The 24,212-nt window shown below is 66.1% G+C and carries 8 protein-coding genes; 6 read left to right on the forward strand and 2 right to left on the reverse strand.

The features are described from left to right. Positions 1–854 precede the first annotated feature (854 nt). The 6 genes from OHB12_RS08375 (at position 855) to OHB12_RS08400 (ending at position 6,929) form a co-directional block, all read left to right on the forward strand. A complete protein-coding gene (locus tag OHB12_RS08375; RefSeq protein ID WP_327117740.1) occupies positions 855–1,304 on the forward strand; it encodes a PaaI family thioesterase in 450 nt (149 codons plus the stop codon). Positions 1,305–1,794: 490 nt separating this feature from the next. Beyond that, positions 1,795–1,959 carry a hypothetical protein gene (locus OHB12_RS08380; RefSeq protein WP_327117742.1) on the forward strand — a complete coding sequence of 55 codons (165 nt, stop codon included), beginning with the start codon at positions 1,795–1,797 and terminating at the stop codon, positions 1,957–1,959. Beyond that, complete coding sequence (locus tag OHB12_RS08385; protein ID WP_327117744.1) at positions 1,956–2,807, forward strand: short-chain dehydrogenase/reductase; 852 nt, start codon at positions 1,956–1,958, stop codon at positions 2,805–2,807. Before OHB12_RS08380 ends, OHB12_RS08385 begins: the two co-directional genes overlap by 4 nt. A gap of 198 nt (positions 2,808–3,005) precedes the next feature. After that, a complete protein-coding gene (locus OHB12_RS08390) occupies positions 3,006–4,952 on the forward strand; it encodes a glycoside hydrolase family 15 protein (RefSeq protein WP_327117746.1) in 1,947 nt (648 codons plus the stop codon). Positions 4,953–5,108: 156 nt separating this feature from the next. Continuing rightward, positions 5,109–6,401 carry an APC family permease gene (locus OHB12_RS08395; protein WP_327117748.1) on the forward strand — a complete coding sequence of 431 codons (1,293 nt, stop codon included), beginning with the start codon at positions 5,109–5,111 and terminating at the stop codon, positions 6,399–6,401. 27 nt (positions 6,402–6,428) lie between these two features. Beyond that, positions 6,429–6,929, forward strand: coding sequence for a DoxX family protein (locus OHB12_RS08400; protein ID WP_327117750.1), 501 nt, complete (start codon positions 6,429–6,431; stop codon positions 6,927–6,929). A 414-nt stretch (positions 6,930–7,343) separates the two neighbouring features. On the opposite strand, the gene OHB12_RS08405 is transcribed toward OHB12_RS08400, so the two are convergent. Both OHB12_RS08405 and OHB12_RS08410 read right to left on the reverse strand, forming a co-directional pair. Next, on the reverse strand, positions 7,344–10,286 hold the full coding sequence (locus OHB12_RS08405; protein WP_327117752.1) for a helix-turn-helix transcriptional regulator: 2,943 nt from the start codon (positions 10,284–10,286) through the stop codon (positions 7,344–7,346). Between the two features lie 563 nt (positions 10,287–10,849). After that, entirely contained in the window at positions 10,850–24,088 is a 13,239-nt protein-coding gene (locus OHB12_RS08410) for a non-ribosomal peptide synthetase (protein WP_327117754.1), read from the reverse strand. Between the last annotated feature and the right edge of the window lie 124 nt (positions 24,089–24,212).

The following is a 24,212-nucleotide window of genomic DNA, read 5'->3' on the forward strand; positions in this document are numbered from 1 at the left end:
TCACGGCCGATTCCGGCATCAGGTTGGTTTCGCGGCGAAGCACCGACCCCGGAGACCCGGGACCGTCGATTCGGTACTCGCCGGAATAGTAGGAAATCCCTACCTTCGGCAATCAGCGGGGAGACCTTCGGCATGACATCATTTCTCGATACCGGACCGAGATTTGCTGGCGTAAAGGCAATTTGGCACACGAAGTTCGAGATAAATGGTGATGCGAAGTCCACGCTTGTGATTCGCCCCCCTCGAATCGGCACCGAGACCCGCTCTCCGCACCTCGTTCACCGGTATCACCCGTACTCAGTCCGGCGCGCCGCGGACAGTGGAATCCGGTGAGCAGGCCGAATCCACCTTGCCTGCCACTCATTCGAGCGGAAAGGGGCCGCAGGCGGCCATCGGCGATCACTTCGTGTGTGCGATCGTTCCCGCCGCCGAAGACGACGAGCACGGCACTACGCCGAGCCCATATCGCGATATCGCCCGTAACGACCGAGTGCGGCTCCTGCCGGATATCGACCGAATCGTTCCCGGACACAGTCGCTCTCGAACTGGCATATGCGGACCAGGCATCCGTGCCCAATCGATTGCCGAACGCCGCGTCGAGTACCGGAGCGACCACCGGCGGAGTTTCCTGCGTTCGACCGTCCGGAAATGTGTATACGACCATCTCTTCCGCCGACGACTTGCGTGACCGGTCAGATGCACCGACCCTGGCACGCTTCGTGGAGGACGGAACGTTGCGTTGTCGAGCCCACGGCACAACGCCGGCCCGACGGACCTTTGCGTGCGGCGATCGCAGACTTCCGAACCTGATCAGCCAACCTCCTATAGGCGCCCAGCGCCGATAGGATACTGAGATGACCCAATCGATTGTTGTGCCTTCTTCCGGGGTGACCCCGGAACAGATCACCGAGCTCAACGCCAAGGGCTTCGACGGGGTCGTCGGATTGCGGCTGACCGAAGTCACACCCGATCGCGTACGGGGCGAATGGACGATCGAGCCCGTGCTACACCAGGCCACCGGCGTCGTGCATGGAGGCGTGCACTGCACGGTCATCGAATCGCTGGCCAGCACCGCGGGGTGGGCCTGGCTGAACCGCGACGGCGGCCCCGGCGGTGTCGCGCTCGGGGTGAACAACAGCACCGACTTCATCCGCGCCACATCGGCCGGGCCGCTGTATGCCGAGGCCACTCCAGTGCACCGCGGCAGGCAGCAGCAGATCTGGCAGGTCGTCGTCACCGATGAGCGGGAGCGTCTGATCGCCCGCGGACAGGTACGGCTACAGAATGTCAGTACCGGATCATAACCATCGAACGACATCGCGATCATCACCAGAGACCGAGCTGGCGTCTACGGCGCGATCGGCGGTGGTCTCGACATCGACATCCTGCTGGGTGCGCACAGTCTGGGTGCAGAGGCGATTCCGCAGCCTCGGTCGCGGCGATGCCGGGCTGCTGAGACCACATCGGCGGCGCGTTCGATGTCTTCCGAACATCTCGATTCGCGGTCTGCTCGAACCGATTCGTTGTCGGCATCGCGTGTTTGTCTTCATGCCCGCGTAGTGACGGCGCACCCGATTCGGTAGCCGCGCCGGCCACCAAGACCGTGGTCAGGTTCGACCACAACCGGGTCGGCCAGGCAACTCGCCCGAATGACTGGCCGTGCGCCAATAGCATCGTCTACCTTCTGGGGAGGCGAGCCAGATCTGAGTGGATCGTGATCGAGCGCATCGCCGAACCGGCGGCCGGCTTCACTCCGCCACAACGTCCACGGATCTATTCAGCAAGGAGCTGCAAGTGCGTCTCGACGGCACAGAATCCACCACCGGCTGCCCCGGTCGGTATCTCACTGTGAACGGCATGGTGACAGCCGCCCGATCCAGGCACCATCCGGACCGTGCGCGGGTCGTTCAGACCATCGACCGCGCCGACCGCGGGCACGGGCAGGCGGTGGCGCGATGACGGACCTCGACGGTAAGCGGGTGGTGATCACCGGCGCGGCGCGCGGCATCGGTCTGGCCACCGCGCGCGGCGCGATCGCGCGGGGCGCCCGGGTGGCACTGCTCGATCGCGATGAACTCGAGCTGAAGCAAGTGGTGACGGAACTCGGTGCCGCAGCTTCGGCTTTCGTCGCCGATGTCACCGATCCCGAGGGGCTGTCGGCGGCCGTCGCGGCGGCCGCGGCCGAGTTCGGTGGCATCGACGTGGTTGTCGCCAATGCCGGAGTGGCGCCGAAGATGGCGACCGTTGCAGGCACCAGCCTGGCCGAGTTCGACCGGGTGATCGGCGTAAATCTGCGCGGAGTGTGGAACACGGTGCAGGCCGGTTTGCCGCACCTGGGCGTAAGCCGCGGCCGACTGGTCGTGGTCGCCTCGGTGTACTCGTTCGTCAATGGTGTGCTCGGCGCACCGTACGCGGTCAGCAAGGCCGGCGTAGAAGCGCTCGCGCGCACGCTGCGCGTCGAGCTGGCAGTGGCCGGGATCGGCATCACCACAGCGTATTTCGGCTTCGTCGATACCGACCTGGTGAACGGCACCAAGGTCGGTGACCCGCTGTTCGAGAAGACTGAGAAGCTGTTCCCGCGCATGCTCACCAAGCGCATCAGCCCCGACCGCGCCGCCAAGGAAATCCTGAGGGCGGTAGAACGCAATCGCACCCGAGTCGTGGCGCCCGCCCTCTGGCGCCCCCTGGACTGGCTGCGTGGAATTGTCGGTCCGCTCGGCGACACAGTCCTCGCCCGCGCAGGAAAACTACGGGACGTACTGGTCCAAGTGCGTGCCCGCGAAGTCTCGTCCCCAAACGAGCCCTGAGCGCTATCGGGTCGGCGTCAGGGCGGCCGCCTCGCCTGCGCTCGGCCCCGTCGACGTCAGGGCGGGCTTTTGGAAAACGCCACATCAATCACGTCCCCGATCCCGCTCGCAGTCCGGTCGAGAAAGAAGGTGGTTAACCAGGCAATCGCGTGGAATAGCCAGTCCGATGTCTGCGCCGAGATGACGATGGAGCAACACATGGACGACGAGATCGAACGCACACCGCGGCTCACGGCGTTCCCGCGCATCGACGACTACGGTTTCATCTCCGACTGCGAGGTCAGTGCCCTTATCGCCCCCAACGGAGCGATCGAGTGGATGTGTCTACCCCGCATGGACTCCCCCAGTGTCTTCGCCGCCATACTCGATCGTTCCGCCGGGTCGTTTCGGTTCGCCCCCGACGACTTCGTTGTGCCGACCGATCGCCGCTACATCCCCGGCACGATGGTCATGGAGACGAGCTGGCGCAGCGGCGAAGGGTGGGCGACGGTGCGCGATGTGCTGCTGGTCGGGCCATGGCGGCACAAGAAGCCCGGCCGTAGCGCCCATCGTCGGACTCCCACCGACTACGACGCCGAGCACATTCTGCTGCGGACGGTGCACTGTGAGACCGGGCAGATTCAGTTCGGGCTCGACTGCCAGCCGGCCTTCGATTACGGCAGGCATCGCGCCCGTTGGGAATACCTCGACAGCTACCACCTCGCGCAGGCCAGCGCTGACGGGATCGATCTGCGGCTGACGTTGAGCACCGACATGCGCTTGGGACTGGAAGGTACGCACGCGGTTGCCCGCACCCTGCTGAAGACGGGCGACACACGCTTCTGCGCGCTCTCCTGGGGCACTCGCAACGCCCCACGTGCCGTTGACGAAGCCGACGAACGGCTGCTGCGGACGATCCACCATTGGCGGCACTGGCTGGCCGGCGGGCGATTTCCGGACCATCCGTGGACAGCCCAGCTCACTCGCAGCGCGCTGACCCTCAAGGGTCTGACCTTCGCCCCTACCGGTGCCATCACTGCCGCCGCCACCGCGTCATTGCCGGAAACCCCAGGCGGACAACGCAATTGGGACTATCGATACTCATGGATCCGCGATTCCGCCTTCGCACTGTGGGGCCTGTATACATTGGGCTTCCGCTGGGAGGCGAATGACTTCTTCTCGTACATCCTCGACTTGGCCGAAGAAGCCCAGGACATGCAGATCGTGTACGGCATCGGCGGCGAAACCGACCTCACCGAGCAGATACTCCCGCACCTGCGTGGCTACGACAATGCCGGCCCCGTGCGCATCGGCAACGACGCATACCGGCAACGCCAGCACGATGTGTGGGGCGCGGCGCTGGACTCGGTCTATCTGTACGCCCGACACCAAGATCAAATCGACGCACGGGCCTGGCGGCTGCTGGGCCGGGCGGTCAAGAGCGCCCTCACCTGCTGGCGCGAGCCCGACCATGGCATCTGGGAAGTTCGCGGGAAACCCCAACACTTCACCTCCAGCAAAGTGATGTGCTGGGTCGCCGCCGATCGCGGCGCCCGGCTGGCCCGCATCCACCAGGACTTCGAACGTGCGCATCGCTGGCAACAGGCCGCCGACGAAATCCACGCCGACATATGCGCGCATGCGGTCGACTCCCGGCAGGTGTTCACTCAGTACTACGGCAGCACGGCGCTGGATGCTTCGACGCTGCTTATCCCACTTGTTCGTTTCCTGCCCCCCGACGACGACCGGGTACGCAACACAGTGTTGGCCATCGCCGACGAACTGACCGAAGACGGCCTGGTGTTGCGATACCGCGTCAGTGAAACCGACGACGGATGCGGAGGGGAAGAAGGCGCTTTCACGATCTGCTCGTTCTGGCTGGTCTCGGCGCTGTCGGAGATCGGCGAAAAGAAGCGAGCCAAACAGCTGTGCGAGAAACTGCTTGCCTACGCCAGCCCCCTGGGCCTCTACGCCGAGGAAATCGACCCCCGAACCGGCAGGCACTGGGGCAACTACCCCCAAGCGTTCACCCACCTTGCCCTGATCAACGCCGTTATGCACGTCATCCAAGACGAACAAGCCATACTGCGGCAGGAACTCGGCGGGGAATCGATCGCCCCACGACTGGACGACGCACCATTCACACTGGGATACATCCACCGCTGACCCCGACACTGGGATTACCCGAGGCCGAGTTGCCCTATCGGGATGCGTACGAGGTTAGGGTTTGGGGCGACTGCCGACACTGACCACCTCGACCTGGCCGCCGGTGTCACGGCACAGCAGCGCCTGGCCGGAATCGGGTGTGCGATAGGAGGAGGGGTGTCCAGGAAAACGCCGACGAATGTGCCGGATGAGCTGCGGCGGAGTCTGGGGGTGACCGATGCGGTGGTGATCGGGCTCGGCTCCATGATCGGAGCGGGGATCTTCGCGGCCTTGGCTCCGGCGGCGCGCGCGGCGGGGTCGGGACTGCTGTTCGGACTTGCGGTAGCGGCGGTGGTGGCGTACTGCAATGCGACCTCGTCAGCGCGGTTGGCCGCGCACTACCCGGCCTCGGGCGGCACGTACGTATACGGCCGCGAACGGCTCGGCGAATTCTGGGGGTATCTCGCGGGGTGGAGTTTCGTGGTCGGCAAGACCGCATCCTGTGCGGCCATGGCGTTGACCGTCGGTACCTACGCCTGGCCCGAGCAGGCGCACGCCGTCGCCGTCGCGGCGGTCGTCGCGTTGACGGCGGTCAACTTGCGCGGCGTGCAGAAATCCGCGGTGCTGACGCGGCTGATCGTGGCAATCGTGCTGGCCGTGCTCGGCGCGGTGGTGGGGGCGGCACTGACCTCCCCCACCGCCGATTCCGCACGGCTGGTGTTCGGTTCCGACGTCACCGTCGGCGGGGTGCTGCAGGCGGCGGGTCTGCTGTTCTTCGCCTTCGCCGGATACGCGCGGATCGCCACCCTCGGTGAGGAAGTTCGCGATCCCGCGCGCACGATCCCGCGCGCGATTCCGCTGGCGCTCGGCGTCACCCTGCTCGTGTACGCGGTCGTCGCCGCAGCGGCGCTCACAGTGCTGGGACCACAGGGGCTGTCCGAGGCGACCGCGCCGCTGTCGCGCCTCGTACTGGAGGTAGGTGCGAGCTGGCTCGAGCCGGTGGTGCGGGCCGGAGCCGTGGTCGCCGCGCTGGGGTCGCTGCTGGCGCTGATCCTCGGCGTGTCGCGCACGGCCTTGGCCATGGCTCGCGACCGCCACCTGCCCCACGCATTGGCGGCAGTGCATCCACGTTTCGCGGTGCCGTACCGCGCTGAGGTCGCCGTCGGTGTGATCGTGGCCGTCGCCACCACAACCATCGACGTCCGTGCCGCGATCGGGTTTTCGTCCTTCGGTGTGCTGCTCTATTACGCCGTCGCCAACGCGGCCGCGTGGACGTTGACTCCGGCCGAGGGACGGCCCGCCCGGGTCATCCCGGTGCTTGGGCTGGCGGGATGCCTGGTTCTGGCGTTCACCCTGCCGGGGAGGTCGGTGCTGGCCGGGGCCGCGGTGGTGGCCGTGGGCACCGTGGTCTACGTCGCACGCCATCGCTTCGCTTCCTCTGCCACCACGACACCGAAGGACTGGCAGTAGCGTATCCACGATCGGAAGGGGTGTCGTATGTCCGACCACAACACTTGGCTGGCTCGGCTGACCGCGACGACGGCGCCGGGCTCGGTGATCTGGATCCGCCTCTACGTGGGAGCGGTGTTCTTCTTCGAAGGCATCCAGAAGTTCCTCTACCCCGAGACGCTGGGAACCGGGCGGTTCAACAAAGTCGGTATCCCCGCGTCAGGATTCTTCGCCCCCGTAGACGGGATCTTCGAAATCGCATGCGGCGCATTGATCTTGGCCGGGCTTCTCACGCGGATAGCAGCAACACCGATGATCGTGAACATGCTCGGCGCACTGCTGATCACGAAACTACCCATCCTGTGGGGCGACGCGGCACTGTTCGCCGGCAAGTCCGGATGGTGGGACCTCATCCACGAATCCCGCACAGACCTCGCACAACTGTGCGGCAGCGTATTCCTGCTCATCGTTGGCGCGGGTCCCTGGTCCCTGGACGCCCGCCTCGACCGCAGCCTCGCACCGAGCACGGCGCGTGCGCGTTCACGATGAACTCTTCGCACGCCCGTGACCACCAACGGCATGGGGATCGGTCAGCCGCCGCAACGGGGACTCACCCCTGCGGGCGACGCGACGATGTCGCGACGAAACTCCTCGGTGTAGGTCGGGCCGCCCCGATCGTAGTTGCGCTGGTGCCGCTTGATATCTGATCGACGTCGTCGGGGTGGTTGATCAACACGAACGGCATCCCGACCAGATCGACGGAAACGATGTCCCTGTACTGATCGACCAGCTCGGACAGAAAGGCCAGTGGTGACCGTTGAAATGCCAAGGTCGACCTCATCTTCCCGCGTGGACCGGCGCGTTCATCGTCCCGACCTCCACGGCGGGGACCGATGAATGCATGAATCCATCACCCCGGCAAGGGGATCCGCAACACCAGCCGAACCCCTGCCACAGACGGCATCATGTGCGCCGCTGCGCCTGCTCGGCGGCAAGGGCGGCGAGTTCGGCTCGCGAGGAAACCCCCAATTTAGTGAACAAGCGGTTCAAGTGTGCCTCTATCGTCTTCTCACTCAGGTAGAGCTCTTTGGAGATCTGGCGGTTGGTCATGCCGAGCACGACACGGCTGATGATCTCGGTCTGGCGTTCCGTGAGCGCGCTGAACCCGACGGCGGTCGCCCGGGATCGACTGCGCCGGCCTGAGGTCTGGCGCTCCCCCACCCGGTGTAGTGCCAGACGCGCGCGTTCGGCGAGCCGCTCGGCACCGCAGGTTTCGAATATCGTGAGCGCGCTGTCGAATTCGTGCCTCGCTGCGGTTTCATCGCCCATATCGGCGAGCGTATGACCGAGCAGCAGCTGTGCTCGAGCGGCCTCCACCACGGTTCCGCTGATTCGGTATTCGGCGACGGACCGCTCTGCGCTCACGACAGCGGCGTCGGTGTCGTTCCGCGCGAGCAGGACACGGGCGCGCGCATAGTGGGCGTCACCGATGCGCATGTGCATGATCGTCGCGGCGTCGGTGATCGCCTCGATCTGCCGAGTCACCGTCTCCGCAGCGTCGATTCGTCCGAGCGCCAGTTCGGCGTCGACTAGTGGCCGAAGGAAGTGCGGCATGGACGACACGTTGAGCATGTCGAGGTAGTCGCCGGCGTAACCACCGAGCTGGACGATCTGCTGACGGCCACGCCGATACTGGCCCGCCTCGACCAGCAGCCCGCCGTACACGAGCGGCGCGTGCCACGAATACAACCCGGTGGGTACCTGTGCACCTGTTCGGACACTGTCGGCACCGGCGGTGAGCGCCTGATCGGTGCGCCCCAACAGCGACAGCGCCCAGGCACGAGTCGCCTCGGTCATCGCGACCATCGGCGGATTGTCCAGCAGCAGTGCCGTTTCGACGGCGTCTTCGGCGGCGGCAAGTGCTCGTTCGAGCTGCCCCTGCAGCAGGAGGGCGCAGGCTTTCAGATGCGTCAGATCGACCAGATGCCGACTGTGCCCGGTCATGCGGCACAGCCTGATTCCCCGATCCGCATGCTCGACCGCGTCCTTCCACCGCTCGAGACACGTTTCGGCCATCACGACATCGGTCAGTCCATTGAGCAGTGCAGGCGCGATATCGCTGTCGGCGAGCGAATCGAGTGTTTTCACGGCCTCGTCGAGATCGAGCTGCCCGCGCAGCAGCACCTCACCGGACTGGTTGGAACCCAGATAGGCCGCGGCCGCGGTCGACAGGAAGTGCAGCCGGGGATCATCGAGTGCGCGGGCAGACTGCCGGATCTCCGACGCCACTGCCAGAGTTCCGGCCCAGTCGAGCATCATCAGGTGGTTCTTGATGAGTTCCAGCTTGAGCACGGCCGCCTCCACGGTGTCAGGAGGCGTGAGCGCCAACGCGCTCGTCAGCAGGCGCCGGCCCTCGGCGGCGTTGCCGAGGCCCTGTTCGGTCACGGCGAGCATGGCCATCATCCGGGCACGGTCCCCGGGTGCGGCGGGCGAGACCAGTTCCAGTGCGTCCCCCAGTGCCTCCCTGCTCTCCCGGAGACGGCCGGAGGCACTCAGCGCTTCGGCCAGCGCCATCACGAGCGCCATCCGCCGCTCGGCGGAAGCACCGTTCGGCAGCAGACGCAAGGCGGCCTGGAACCATCTGGCGGCGGCGACCGGGGCGCGCGGCGCGGCGGCGGCTCCCGCGTCGGTCAACACGGCGACGGCCGCTTCACCCCCCACGATGCTGCTGTGTTCGAGATGATGCGCGCGCAGCGTCAGGGTGGAGCCACGGTTGGCGAGCGCTTCGGCGGCCCGTTGGTGCGCCTGTCTTCGCCACCCGTATCCACTTCGCTCGTAGACGGCTCGGCGGATCAAGGGATGCCGGAAGGCCAGTCGCCCTGGTATTCCGGAATCGTGAACGAGCCCGGTCTCCATCAGCTCGTCCGTCACATGGCCCACATCGGCCTCGTTCAGGTCGGCAATGTCGGAGGCCAGGTCGAGGTCGAAGGGTTCACCAACGACGGCCGCGGCTTGCAACAGCGTACGCGCGCTCGGTGACAGTGCCCGAATCTCTTGTTCCAGGGCGGCCTGGATGATCGCGGGAACCCTGCTGGCCGCATTGGTGCCGGATTCCTGCGAGCCGGGCCTGTGGTCGGCACGTATCCGGACACGTGAAAGTTCTTGCAGATAGAAAGGATTGCCTCCGCACTCGCGATGCAGGGCGGCCACCTCGGTTTCGTCGCCGTGCCCGGTGAGTAGCTCGGCGGTCTCGCGCAGCGACAACGGCCCGAGTTCCAACGACATCACGGTGTTCTCGTAGGCGGCACGGAACAGAGCGGTGGCATGCATCGACGGAAGCTGTCCGGAGCGATGCGCCAAAAGAAAAACGCACCGCTGCACAGGGTTTCGCAGCAGGTGCGCGATCACTTCGAACGACGCATGGTCGGCCCAGTGCACGTCATCGAGCACCAGTAACAACGGCCGCCGTGCCGCCAATTTCTGCAGCGCGACCCGCACGCTGCGGTGAAAGCGGTGCCGCTCTATCCGAACAGGTGGCGCCAGTGATTTCGCACGCTGATGCAACGACGGCAGTACCCCGCCCAGCTCCGACAGGGTCTCGTCGCCGAGCGCGGTCATCTCCATCCGGGACAACAGTCCGAGCGGTTCATCCAGCGCGTCGATCAGGACGGCATACGGAATCTCACGTTCGAGCTCGGTGCCGCGGCCATCGAGCACGTGGACGCCCCTCGTGATCGCTTCCCGACATGCCTCCTGTACCAATCGAGTCTTGCCGATTCCTGGTTCCCCGGTCACCGCGACCGCGGCAGTACCTCCCTGTTGTGCGACGTCCAGCGCATCGTTGAGCTTGCGCATTTCATCGACACGGCCTACCAGCGGCCGAATGAATTCTCCTGGCGACCTCATGTCACCTCCAAGCACTGACAGCGGATTCGCGGAGTGTCTCTGCGAATTTCGGCTGCATCGTAACCAGTCCGATCGGCGGCGTCTTGCCAGCGATGGAAGGCGGTTCGTAGGACCGCAGGAGCAGGGAGTTAGCTACGCCAACTGGTTGCTTCGCGGGCAAATCGGTTGCCGTAGTGCATACTTCGGCACTATCGATACAGTGCCGACAGTACGCCGAGTGCGCGCCGCCCGCCGATCTCGATGCCTGGTCGCTGCGCAATCCGGACCAGCCGGCCAAGCTGGAATCGACCTGGCCCCAACCTGCCGTCGGTGAAACGCCGCTGCACAACAACCTTCGCCCGCACGACACATGTTGGGCACCAATGGCACAGCGTCCGTGGTCGAGACCGGGCGTGGCCGTTTCGCGGCCTGGATCGGACTCGTCCTGCCGGCACCATCGATCGCCGCCAGCGGGATAGAGCCCGACCCGATCCTTGCCGGACCTTCCTGAGGAGGGACGCCGCCGTCGGACCGGACGCGGTGCGGAACCGACACCGCGCTGTCCGTCGTGCGGAAGCCGTTGCTCAGCCGTCCTGTCGAGTACTGGTCGCAGTGCCGGACTCGGCGCGCGGAGCGCCGTTCGGCTCAGGCAGAAATCCGGATGCGATGAAGGAACCGATGTAGATGTCCAGTACGGTCTCGTCGATCGCTGGGCAGCGGATGCCGTTCTGGCCGAGCGCCTTTCGGGTGTTGGTGTCGTCCAGCACGATATCGGTGGTGCCTCCGGCGTAATTGCCGCTGAGCAGGACCGCACGAACCAAGGAATCGTCACCAGCCGCGTTGCGTGTCCGGGCCTCGTCGGCGAGCCGCAGCTGGACCGTGTCGAGAGTTTCGGACGCGACGGGTAGTCCACGCCTGCGCAGGCATTCGAGAATATCGCGGAGCGCGACCGGCTTTTCGTTCACCAAGTGATACACGATGTCGGCCACCGGCTCGGTCGAGATCGCCACGATGGCGGCAGCCACATAGGACACCGGAACCAGTGCGATCGTTGCGTCCCCGACGTCGGGGGCAATGCCGAGGATCGCGGCGGCCCGGATCATGTTCCAGAACGCGTCGTCGACATTGTTCACACCGAGCTGGAAGTCGCCGGAAACCAAGCCGGGCCGGTAGACGCGGGCGGGCACGCCACGCTCGGCAGCCTGGAGGATCAATTGTTCGGCAGCCCATTTGCTGGCGACGTATCCGTGGGCGGGCAGTTCGTCGGCGTCGATGCGGGTCGCCTCGCGGAGGACGCTCCCCGAAACAACCGTCGCGGGCACCACGGTGTCGGCGGTGGAGACGAAGTGGACGGGCTTGATCCGTTGCGTAGTCGCCAAACGCAGTACTTCGCGAGTGCCCTCGACGTTTGTGGCCCGTAGCAGTGGATACGGTTCGACATGGTTGACCCGGGCGCCGTTGTGGTAGATCGCGTCAACGCGGGCGGCAAGCCGCGCGAAGTCGGCGTCGGCCAGGCCGAATGACGGCTCGGCGAGATCACCGGGCACTGGCACTACTCGGGCCTCGAGTGTGTCGTCCCACAGCCGGTAGGCTTGCAGTGCGCTGCGGATGCGGTCGCGGCCCTGCCGGACGCTGTCCGCGCGAACCAGACACCACACTTGGGCCTCGGTACGGTCGACCAGTTCCCGCAGCAGGTAGGCGCCGACGAATCCGGTCGCTCCGGTCAGCAGCACATCACGCGCGGGCCCGGCGTGCACGGGCGCGAGATCCGCGATGCCGATCTCCAGCCCGAGTACGGCGTCGGCGGCGATCATAGCGGGACTGTGGACCGGAACATCCTGGCCCGCGACGCGCGCCGCGAGGCCGCGCACGGTGGGGGCGCCGAACAGCGCCGACATCGGCAGCTCGCGGTCGAGCCGCGCGGCCAGTGCCTGGTGCAGGGTGAAGGCGAGTAGTGACGTGCCGCCGAGCTCGAAGAAACTGTCCTCGACGCCGACCAGGGGGACCCCGAGAACTTCCGTGAACGCGTTGGCGATCAGGTGCTCGATGGGCGTCGAGGGCGCGAGGAAGTCGCGAGGTCGGAACACCGGCTGAGGCAACGCCGAACGATCCAGTTTCCCACTGGTGTTGACCGGGAACGTGTCGAGTACCAGCACCGTCGACGGAACCATGTACGACGGCAGCACCCGCGTCAACGACTCGCGCAGTTCCGCGGCGTCGACGTGCGCGCCGCCCGCGGGCACCACATAGCCGACCAGCTGATCCCCGGTCGCCCCGGTGGTCACCGTCGCCACCGCCTGAGCGACGGTGGGATCGGCCAGCAGTGCGGTCTCGATCTCGCCGAGCTCGATGCGTTGGCCGCGCACCTTCACCTGGAAATCAACCCGCCCCAGGTAGTCGAGTGCCCCGGCACGGGTCCACCGCACCAGATCGCCGGTGCGGTACATCCTGGTGCCGGGTGCGCCAAGCGGGTTGGCGACGAACCGGTCCGCAGTGAGATCCGGCCGCCGGTGATAGCCGTCGGCGAGCTGGGCGCCTGCCAGATACAGCTCGCCGGTGACGCCGGCGGGAACCGGCCGCAACCGGCTGTCGAGCACGAAGACCTGCGAATTCCATTCGGGTGTGCCGATCAGCACTGCGGTGTCCGTCGCGCTGACCTGCCGGTGGGTGATGCTCACCGCCGCTTCGGTCGGGCCGTAGAGATTGTGCACCTCGGCGGCGGCGACCGCGTGGAACGCACGGACTGTCTCCGGCGGCAACGCCTCACCGATGACCAAAACCGCACGCAGTGAAGCCAATGCGCGCGCAGGCGCGTGCGCGGCGAACACGGCGAGCAACGACGGTACGAAGTCGGTGATGCTGACCTGGTGCTCAAGGATCATTCGGGACAGGTACCGCGGATCACGGTGACCGTCCGGCGCGGCCAAGATCAGCCGCGCACCGGTCTGCAAGGGCAGGAAATATCCCCACAGCGACACGTCGAACGTCGCAGCGGTCTTCTGCAGGTACACGTCGGCAGCGTCCACACGGTACTCGGCCCGCATCCAGGCGAGCTGGTTGCCGAGGGCGGCGTGGCTGACTGCGACCCCCTTCGGCAGGCCGGTCGACCCGGAGGTGTAGATCACGTAGGCTGCGTGTTCGGGTCGCAGGGGGCACACCCGCTCGTCGTCGGCGATCGGCGCGGCCGACAGCGTCGACAGATCCAGGGTGTCGACCGTGGTGGCAGGCGCCAGGGTGAACTCGTCCGGCGTCGAGGTCAGCACACAGTGCGGTGCCGCCGAGTCGAGCACATGACGGAGGCGTTCATCGGGTTGATCCGGGTCGAGCGGCACGTATGTCCCGCCCGCTTTGGCGATCGCGTACATGGCGATGACTTGGTCGAGGGATCGGCGCATAGCCGAGACGACCAGCGCGTTCGGACCCACCCCCTGTCCGATCAACCACCGCGCCAAGCGATTTGCCCGCGCGTCGAGCTGCATATAGGTCAGGCATTCCTGGCCGAACACCACGGCGGGGGCATCCGGATCGAGCACCACCCGTTCCTCGAACGCCGACATCACACTCGCCCTGGCGACAATGGGGTGGTCGGTGTCGTTCCATTCGACGAGCACCCGGCTGCGTTCGACCTCGTCGAGCAACTCGATATCGCCGACCGCCAGGAGGGGATTCGCCACGACCGCGGACAAGATCCGCACCAGCCGATTCGCGAACTCCTGTGCGGTCGACGCGTCGAACAGATCTGTCGCGTAGGTGAGCACACCCCCGATCCCCGTGGGGGTGCCGTCGTCGGCGTAACCATCCGCGACAGTCAGATCCAGGTCGAACTGGGAGGTCGCGATGTCGACCGCCATACCCGCGACTGTCAAGCCGGGTAGTTCGAGCTCGGTGCGCGCCATGTTCTGAAATGCCAGTCCCACCTGGAACAGTGGGTGCCGGGCCGTGGACCGGGGCGGATCGAGAATCTCGACCAGCCGCTCGAACGGTATGTCCGCGTTGGCGTATGCCTGCACGTCGGTGTCCCGCTGCCGCGCCAGCAGCGCGGTGAACGGCTCGCTCTCGTCGATTCGGGAGCGCAGCACCAGGGTGTTGACGAACATCCCGATCAGATCGTCCAACGCCCGGTCCGCACGACCAGCGACCGGCACCCCGATGACGATGTCGCCGGTGCATGACATCCGTGCCAGCAGCACGGCGAACGCCGAGTGCAGCACCATGAACAAGGTGGCACCGTGTTGCCGGGCAAGGCTGATCAGCGCCTGGTGGGTATCGGCGTCGATCTGCCAGTGGACGGTGTCCGCGGCCAGCGACTGCACCGCGGGGCGAGGCCGGTCCGATGGGAGGTCCAGCTGGCCAGGCAGGTCGGCAAGTGCCGCACGCCAATACGATATCTGCTGGGCCGCCAGCGAATCCGCATCGTTCTCCGAGCCGACCGCGGCGCGCTGCCACAGCGCGTAATCGGCGTACTGCACCGGCAGCGGGGACCAATCGGGCGCTTCGCCCGCGGCCCCTCGTGCGGTATACGCGCGCATCACGTCTCGGGTCAGCGGGCGCACCGAGGACCCGTCGGCGGCGATGTGATGCACCACCAGCGCCAGCACATGCTCGCGCGGGCCGAGTTCGAACAAGCCGACCCGCACCGGTACCGTCGATGTCACATCGAAGGGCGTGGTTGCCAGCGTGTACAGGCGGTCGGCGAGTTCGTCCGCAGGCACCGTCGTCACGGCGGTGTCGGGCATGGCATGTTCGATCGGCAAGATCTCCTGCACCGGGCCGTCCTCCGTTGTCGGATAGACGGTGCGCAATACCTCGTGTCGTAAGATGACATCGACGACGGCCGATCGCAGCGCCGACACATCGAGCTGTCCGGACAACCGGACCGCGATCGGAATGTGGTAGGCCGCGGAACGCGGATCGAAGCGATTGAGAAACCACATCCGTTGCTGTGCGAGGGATAGTGGAATCCGCTTCGGGCGAGGCCGCGCCGTCAAGGCCGGTCGTCCACCGGCGCCTGCGAGCCGGGCGACGCGCGCGGCCAGCTCCGCGACGGTCGGCGCCTCGAACAGCGTCCGCACCGGCACCTGGGTGTCAAGGGCGACGCCGAGCCGCGCGGCGACCTGGGTTGCGACCAGCGAATTGCCGCCGATCGCGAAGAAGTCGTCGTCCAGCCCGACCCGGTGCACGCCGAGCACCTCGGCAAAGGAGTGCGCCACCAGCTCCTCGATGGGAGAGGACGGTGCCCGAAACTCATGAGCCTGGAATACCGGTTCCGGCAGTGCTTTCCGGTCCACCTTTCCATTCGTGTTCATCGGGATTTCGTCGAGAACCACGAATACTGAAGGCACCATGTACGACGGCAGCACCACCGCGATCGTCGTGCGCAGCGCCTCGATGTCCAGCTCGCGGCCGGCGGGGACGACATAGCCGACGAGTCGATCTCCGAGCAGCGGATCGTTGTGCGGGACAACCACCGCCCGCGACACCGATGGGTGCGTGGCGAGTGCTGCCTCGATCTCACCCGGCTCGATGCGGAAGCCGCGCAACTTGATCTGGAAGTCGTTGCGGCCCAGATATTCCAGCTCGCCACTCGCACGCTGGGTCACCAGGTCGCCGGTGCGGTACATCCGGCCTCCGGCGGGGCCCATCGGGTTGGCGACGAACCGATCGGCGGTCAGCTCCGGGCGATGGTGGTAGCCACGCGCCAGTTGGGCGCCTGCCAGATACAACTCGCCCGGCACGCCGTGCGGCACCGGATGCAATCTCGAATCCAGCACCAGTGCCTGGGTGTTCCACACTGGCGTACCGATCGGCACCGATCCCGGCCGACTGTCGCTTACCGAGTATGCGGTGGCCGACACCGCGGCCTCGGTCGGCCCGTAGAGATTGAACAAGTGGGCGGAGTTGTTCTGGCGGAACCGGGTCGCGGTCGCCCGCGGCAACGCCTCTCCGATCGCGAGTACCCGCCGCAGCGGGTCGGGTAGTGTGCCGCCGCATGCGTCCAGCAGAGCGTCCAGCATCGCAGGCACCACGTGCAGGGTGGTGACGCCCTCGGTGCGGATCAGGTCGTTGAGGTATGCCGGCTCGCGGTGGCCGTCGGCCGATGCGAGCACCAGGGCACCACCCGATACCGGCCCGCACCAGTACTCCCACACCGACAGGTCGAAGGTCGCTGTCGTCTTCACCAACACCCGGTCATCGGGGGCCAGGCTGAATTCGGCGGTCTTCCACAACAGTTGGTTGGCAATCGCACCGTGTGTGATCGCGACGGCCTTCGGCCGCCCCGTCGAGCCGGACGTGAAGAGCACGTAGGCGGTGTTGCCCGGCCGAAGCGGTGCGAGCCGGTCGTCGTCGGTGACGCGCGCGGCCGAGTGCACCGATAGGTCGACGGCAGCCATGGCTGTCGCGGTCAGCTCGACGACCGGCCGAGCGGCGTCGAGGACCCACTGGAGTCGTTCCAATGGTTGGTCTGGGTCGAGCGGCAGATACGCGCCGCCCGCCTTGGCTACTGCATACATCGCCACGACCAGGTCGATGGAGCGGGGAATGGCCAACGCGACCACCGATTCGGGGCCGACGCCCAGCGAGATCAGATGGCGGGCCAGGCGATTCACCCGGGCATCGAGCTGAGCGTAAGACAACCGCACTGCGCCGCAGACGATCGCGAGCGCATCAGGGGCTGCCGCCACCTGCGTATCGAACAGCCCGACCAGGGTTTCGTCAGGTGTGCGGCGATCCGTGCCCATGGACAGGGACAGCAGCCGAACCTGCTCGGCGTCGTCGACGATCGAAATATCGCCGACCGAGATCGCGGGATCATCGAGCACCGACCGCAGGATGCGGGCGTAGCGGTCGATGAACTGCTGCACTGTCCCTTCATCGAATAGGTCCGTCGTGTAACCGAATTCGATCAGAATGGGTCCCGGGACGCCATTCGCCTCACGTTGGTCGAGTACCTGGATGTGCAAGTCGGTCTTCGCAAGCCGCGTGTCGATCTCCAGCGCGCGCAGGCCGAGACCAGGCAGCTCGAGGTCGGCGGTAGAGAAGTTCTGGAAAGCGAAACCGACCTGGAACAACGGATTATGGGCGACCGACCGGACCGGGTTGAGCGCTTCCACCAGGCGTTCGAATGGAACGTCGGAATGTGCGAACGCACGCAGGTCGGTCTCGCGGGTCCGGGTCAACAACTCGGTGAAGCTCGCATCGAGGTCGACGCGGGTGCGCAGGACCAAGGTGTTGACGAACATTCCGATCAGGTCGTCGAGGGCGGCTTCGCCACGACCTGCCACGGGGGTGCCGATGGCGATGTCGGAGGTTCCGGACAGCCGCGACAGCAGCACCGCCAAGGCGGTCCGCATCACCATGAACAGTGTCGCGCCGTTGCCCAGAGCCAGTTCGAGCAAGGCGCGGTGCACTGTCGGAGTAAGGGTGAGCCGGACCGTGGCGCCGCGGAATGATTGCGCGGGTGGGCGTGGCCGGTCGCTGGGCAGCACCAACTGGTCGGGCAGGCCAGCCAACTCGGTCGTCCAGTAAGCGATCTGCCGCGCCACCAACGATTCCTGGTCGCCGTCGGAGCCCAGCAGCTCACGCTGCCACAGCGCGTAGTCCGCGTACTGCACCGTCAGCGGACGCCACGGCGGCGCCGTCCCGTTGCTCCGCGCGGTGAATGCGGTGGCGAGGTCCCGGATGAGCGGAACAGTAGACGAACCGTCGGCGCAGATGTGGTGGACGACGAACACCACAACGTAGTCGTGCGGAGTGCGGAACAACCGCACATCCACCGGCACCTCGGCGGCGACATCGAATCCGCGCAGCGCGACCGCGCGCGCCAGGTCGTCGATCTCGTCGTCGGCCGCGGTGACAGGGGTGAGATCCGCAACCGCAGGGCTCGTCACCAGCACCACCTGATGTGGTCCGTCCCCGTCGACCGGGTACACGGTCCGCAAGCTCTCGTGCCGCTGCACGACATCGGTGAGCGCAGACCGCAAGACGGTCACGTCCAGATCCCCGGACAACCGCACCGCGAACGAGATGTTGTCCACGGCGGAATCGGTGTCGAACTGGTTGAGCAACCAATATCGCTGCTGCGCATGCGACAACGGGATGCGAGACGGCCGCGGCCTCCTGGTCAATACTGGTCGCACATCCGCTTCGGCATCCACCGAACGCCGGGCCAACCCGGCAACAGTCGGTGCTTCGAACAGCTCACGCACACCGAGGCCGGTTCCCAGTGCCGCGTTGATCCGCGCCAACACCCGCATGCCGACGAGCGAATTGCCGCCCAGGTCGAAGAAGCTGTCGTCCAGACCGACGCGTTCGGCGCCGAGCAGTTCCGCGAAGGCCGCGCTGATCACCTGCTCGGCGGGGGTGGACGCCGCCCGGTAGACCGGTGCCGACAACTGGACTTCGACGGCGGGCAGCGCCCGACGATCGAGTTTGCCGCTCGCGGTGAGCGGAAGGCTGGGCATCGGAATGATGTGCTGCGGAACCATATAGGCGGGCAGCGACCGCGCAGCGTGATCAGCCAGCTCCGCCGTATCGATGTCGGCGCCCGCGGTGGGAACGACATAGCAGGCCAGGAAGTCACCCACATGCTGGTCGTGCCGTACGACGACGACGGCGTGGTCTATCGATGGATGCGCAGCGAAGGTAGCTTCGATTTCGCCCAGTTCGATGCGCAGCCCACGTAACTTGACCTGAAAATCGGTGCGGCCGAGGAACTCCAGGTTTCCGTCCGGCAATCTCCGGACCAGATCACCGGTTCGGTACATCCGGGTGCCGATCGCACCGAACGGGTCGGCGACGAATCGGCCCGCGGAGGCCGGGCTGTCACCGAGGTAGGCCCGTGCCAGCTGTACGCCGGACAGGTAGAGCTCCCCTGGCACGCCCGGTGGCACGAGGTGTAGTCGTGAATCCAGCACATACGCGCCGGTGTTGGGGACCGGCGTACCGATCGGGACCGCACCGAGATGGTGGGGGCTGCACCGGAACACCGTGGACGTCACGGTGGCTTCGGTCGGGCCGTAGGTGTTGTCGACGATGATGTCGTGCCGGAGGCGCTCGAGCACAGTCGGCGAAAGTTGCTCGCCGCCGATCGACAGATACCGCAGGCTCGACGGCAGTTCGGCGCGATCGGCCAACAGCAGCGCCAGCATCGATGGCACGAACTCGAGGATGCTCACTCGGTGCGTCCGTGCCTGTGCGATCAGATAGCCGGGGTCGAGATGGCCGTCATGCCGCGCGACGACGAGTCGCGCGCCGATCTGCAATGGCAGGAACAGCTCCCACACCGAGGCATCGAACGCGAACGGTGTCTTGTGCAGGACCGCGTCGGTGGGACCCAGCTCGTAGTGCGCCCGCATCCACGCCATCTGGTTGACCACCGATCGGTGGCTGACCACAACACCTTTCGGACGGCCGGTGGAGCCGGAGGTGTAGATGACATATGCGGCGTTGTCCGGGCGCAACGACGCCGACCTGTCGCTGTCGGAGATCGGCGCCGCACTCATGTCCGTCACGTCGAGCGCGTCCAACAGCACCACCGGACATCCGGGTGCACTATCCAGCTCCACACCGTTCACGGTGAGCACGAGGACGGGGGCACTGCTCGTCAACACATGGGCGATCCGCGCATCGGGATGATCCGGATCGATCGGCACGTACGCACCGCCGGCTCGCAGGACCGCATAGACCGCGACCAACTGCTGCATCGAACGCCGAACAGCGATGCCCACCCGTGATTCCGGACCGACTCCGGCCGCGACAAGATACCGTGCGAGCCGGTTCACCCGCGCATCGAACTCCCCGTAGGTCCACTGGTCGTCGCCGAAGACCAGCGCCGTGGCATCAGGCGTTCGGATGACCTGGGCGTCGAACAAGTCCAGCAGCGTTCCGGACGGCGCGGGTGCGGCGGTGTTGTCGGATGCGCCGAGTAGTGCGCTCTCGGATTCGGACAGGATCGCGATATCACCGACTGGTGTGAACTCGTCGCGACTTACCGATTCGAGTACCGCGATATATCTGCGTGCGAACGATTCGGCAGTGGCGTGGTCGAACAAGTCCTGCGCATAGCCGATTTCGCCGAGCAGGATGGACTTGCCGTCTTCGTCGGTGTTCTCGGTGAGCGTCACTCCCAGATCTACCTTGGCGACCTCGGTGTCGAATACCATCTGGGTGATGCCGAGTCCGGGGAGCTCGATCCGAGGCTGCGCGAAGTTCTGCAGCATGAGCAGCACCTGGAACAACGGCGCATAGGACAACGAGTGTCCCGGCCGCAGCAGCTCGACGACCCGATCGATACTCAGGTCCGCGTGATCGTAAGCGGCCAGGTCGGTGTCGCGGACGCGGGCGAGCAGGCGGGAGAAGGACTCCTCCGGCTGCACCTCGGCGCGCAGCACAAGGGTGTTGCCGAACATCCCGACCAACTCGTCGAGTGCGCCGTCCCCGCGGCCGGCGACCTGTGTGCCAACTGTGATGTCGGTATTGCCGGACAGCCGGGCCAACACAGCGACCAATGCCGTGTGCACCACCATGAACAGTGTCGCGCTGTGCTCTGCGGCCAGCCGCCGCAGCCCATCGGTGACGTTCGCGTCGACCGAGAACTCCACGATGCCTCCGCGACCCGACGGTGTCGTCGGTCGCGGTCGATCCCAAGGAAGAGCAAGCAACTCGGGTGATCCGGTGAGCTGGCGCACCCAGTATGCGGCCTGCCGCGACGACAACGACTGCTCGTCGTCCTCATCGCCGAGCAGTTCGCGCTGCCACAGCGCGTAGTCCGCATACTGGACAGGTAATCGGCGCCATCCCGGCACGGCACCAGCCACACGCGCTTGATAGGCGGCCGCGAAGTCTCGGGCCAACGGTGCCAGCGACATACCGTCGCAGGCGATGTGATGCGCCACCAGAACCAGGACATGCTCGTGCGGCGCGAGCCGGAACAGACTGGCGCGCATCGGCACATCCGACGTCAGATCGAAACCGACCGAGACTGCTGTCCGGATCCGTGCCGGGATGTCGGTGGCCGTCGTCGGCTGCGGCTCCAGCGTCGGTGCCGTCTGCGGTGAAAGTAGTTGCTGGAATGGACCATCCGCGGAGTCGGGATAGATCGTCCGCAACGGCTCGTGTCGTTCGACCACATCGCGCAGCGCCGCCTGCAGTGCGTCCGGATCGATGGTGCCGGTCAACCGCAGGGCGAAGGGAATGTTGTATGCCGCCGATGCGGTGTCGAACTGGTTGAGGACCCACATGCGTTGCTGGGCAAACGACAAGGGAATCCGCGCGGGCCGCGGTCTCGGGACCAGCGGCGGCCTGCCGCCCTGGCCGGCCAAGGGCGAAATCCGAGCCGAGAACTCTGCCACGGTCGATACCTCGAACAGCACCCGAGCCGAGAACTCGGCGTCGATCCGCGCCTTGATTCGCGCGACCGCCTGGGTGGCCAGCAGCGAGTTGCCACCGAGTGCGAAGAAATCATCGTCCAGGCCGACTCGTTCTACGCCGAGGACGTCAGCGAAAATGTCGGCGACCGTGACCTCGATCAGGCTTGCCGGAGCGCGGAAGACCGCCGTGGCGACTACCGGCGCGGGTAACGCCTGGCGATCCAATTTGCCATGCGCAGTCAGTGGAATCGCATCGATCACGACGAATGTCGTGGGCACCATGTGGGCGGGCAGCACACGTGCCACCGCGTCGCGGACCACCGCGACATCCGGTCGGCCTACGAGATAGGCGACGATCCGTTGATCGCCGGGCGTGTCCTCACGGACGATGACGACCGCCTGGTGCACCGATTCCACGGCAAGCACGGCGGCTTCGATCTCACCGAGTTCGATTCGGAACCCACGCACCTTTACCTGGCTGTCCGCGCGGCCCAGGTACACGAGATCGCCGTCGGAGTTCCATCTGGCCAGATCACCGGATCGGTACAGGCGGGTGCCGTCGGCGGCGAACGGGTCGGCCACGAAACGCCCGGACGTCAGCCCCGCACGGCCGAGATAGCCGCGCCCCAATTGCTCACCGGCAATGTAGAGCTCGCCCTTGACACCCACTGGAACCGGACGTAACCACTGATCCAACACCCAGATCCGCAAACCGGGGATGGCAGCGCCGATCGTGCTGCTGGTCGCCGCCGAGAGCCGGTAATGAGTCGCATGCACGGTCGTCTCGGTGGTGCCGTACATGTTCACCAATTTCGCGGTGGACGCACCGCGGTCGAACCAGTCGCCGAGTCTGCGGAAATCCAGCGCCTCCCCGCCGAACACGATGTAGCGCAACGACAGCGGAGCGTGCTCGGTAGCCGCCGACGCTGCGCGATCGGCATCGGCCAGCTGGTAGAACGCCGAGGGCGTCTGATTGAGCACAGTCACCTGCTCGCCGCGCAGCAACTCCAGAAACTGCTCGGGTGACCGCGAAGTCAGGTAGTCGACGACAACGAGTGTGCCGCCGTGCAGCAGCGGACCCCACATCTCCCACACCGAGAAGTCGAACGCATACGAATGGAACATCGTCCACACGTCACGGTGATCGAAGGCGAACAGCGACCGCGTGTTCGCGAACAACGTCACCACATTGCGATGGGGGATCTGCATGCCCTTGGGACGACCGGTCGAACCGGACGTGTAGATCACATACGCGACATTTCCGGGCCGCAGCGGAGACCGACGGTCCCGGTCGGTGACCGGAGAATCGTCGATATCGGACAGATCTATCCGGTCCAGTTCGAGCACGGGAACTTCGGCGAGCACCGGCACCCCGGCCGTTGTCACCACGCAGACCGGGTCGGCGTCCGACAACAGATAGGCGATCCGGTCAACCGGATAGGCCGGGTCTACGGGCAGATACCCGCCGCCTGCCTGCACGGTTGCGAGCAATGCGACCACCAAGTCCAGCGATCGGGGCAACACTACCGCAACCAGGGTCTCCGGACCTGCGCCCAGCGCCACCAGCTTGCGGGCCAACTTGTTGACGTGACCAGCCAACTCGCGGTAGGTCAGTGTCTCGGTACCGAACTTGACCGCGGTCGCGTCCGGGTAAGCCGCCACCACGCGCTCGAACACCTCGACCAGCGTGATCTCTTCCCCGGGATGCGGCCCGGGGGAACAGTCGTTGTCGCGCGGCGCACGGCGGAAGGTGGAGGGCGCGGACATCGCGGACAGGAAATCGCTCACCGGTTCCGACGGCGGGAGAGGGAACATGGTCCGCCGCGCGCCGATCGTCGCCACCTCGGCCTGGGTCACCCGGACAACATCGACTGTGCCGGTCGTGCTCCACGTGTAGGCCACATACGCCACGTCCTCGGCCCGAATCGGGCGCAGTCGATCCTCGTATGACACCGACTCGGCGGACCAATGGACGAGCTCACGTCGGAACTCCGGATCATCGAGTACCAGCCACTCGATCGCACTACGCAAGTTCCGGCCCGCGCCGGATTCGCGATCGGGCAATGTCGTGCCTGTCGTGATACCGATCGCCGGGGTCGCGTCGACCAGCAGGTGAGCAACGCGCTCCACCGGAGCGGTCGCGTCAACCAAGACGAACCCCGCACCCGCTTTGGCCACTGCCCACATGGCCGACACCGACTCGATCGACGGCGCGATCGCTACCACGACCAGATCCCCTGGACCGACATTGCGCGCTATCAGTACCCGCGCCAACCGCGACGACACCTCGTCCAACTCGCGGTAACTGAGCGCAACCCCGTCGTGTGACACGGCCGTCCCGTCAGGATCGGCCTCGACCGCCGCGGCCAACTGCCGCGGCAACGTGTTCACCGTCTGCTGCCGCGCCCGAACCGGCCGCACCCGCACTGGCTTCTTCGCTCGGCCGACACTCACCGGACTATTGCCCATCACACTGTTCACCAATCCGCCAGCAAAGAGGTAGAGACTTCGCACCCGAAGGAGAAGCTACCGTCCGCTGATCCGTGTTGGTTTTCCAGCGCTGGTAACCGCGGAAGCC

Source organism: Nocardia sp. NBC_01730, from assembly GCF_035920445.1.
Classification (GTDB): domain Bacteria; phylum Actinomycetota; class Actinomycetes; order Mycobacteriales; family Mycobacteriaceae; genus Nocardia.

Excerpts from the sequence above, each read along its gene's own strand:
- OHB12_RS08375 (WP_327117740.1), top strand. The coding sequence starts at position 855 with ATGACCCAATCGATTGTTGTGCCTTCTTCCGGGGTGACCCCGGAACAG.
- OHB12_RS08390 (WP_327117746.1), top strand. The coding sequence starts at position 3,006 with ATGGACGACGAGATCGAACGCACACCGCGGCTCACGGCGTTCCCGCGC.
- OHB12_RS08400 (WP_327117750.1), top strand. The coding sequence starts at position 6,429 with ATGTCCGACCACAACACTTGGCTGGCTCGGCTGACCGCGACGACGGCG.
- OHB12_RS08405 (WP_327117752.1), bottom strand. The coding sequence starts at position 10,286 with ATGAGGTCGCCAGGAGAATTCATTCGGCCGCTGGTAGGCCGTGTCGAT.
- OHB12_RS08385 (WP_327117744.1), top strand. The coding sequence starts at position 1,956 with ATGACGGACCTCGACGGTAAGCGGGTGGTGATCACCGGCGCGGCGCGC.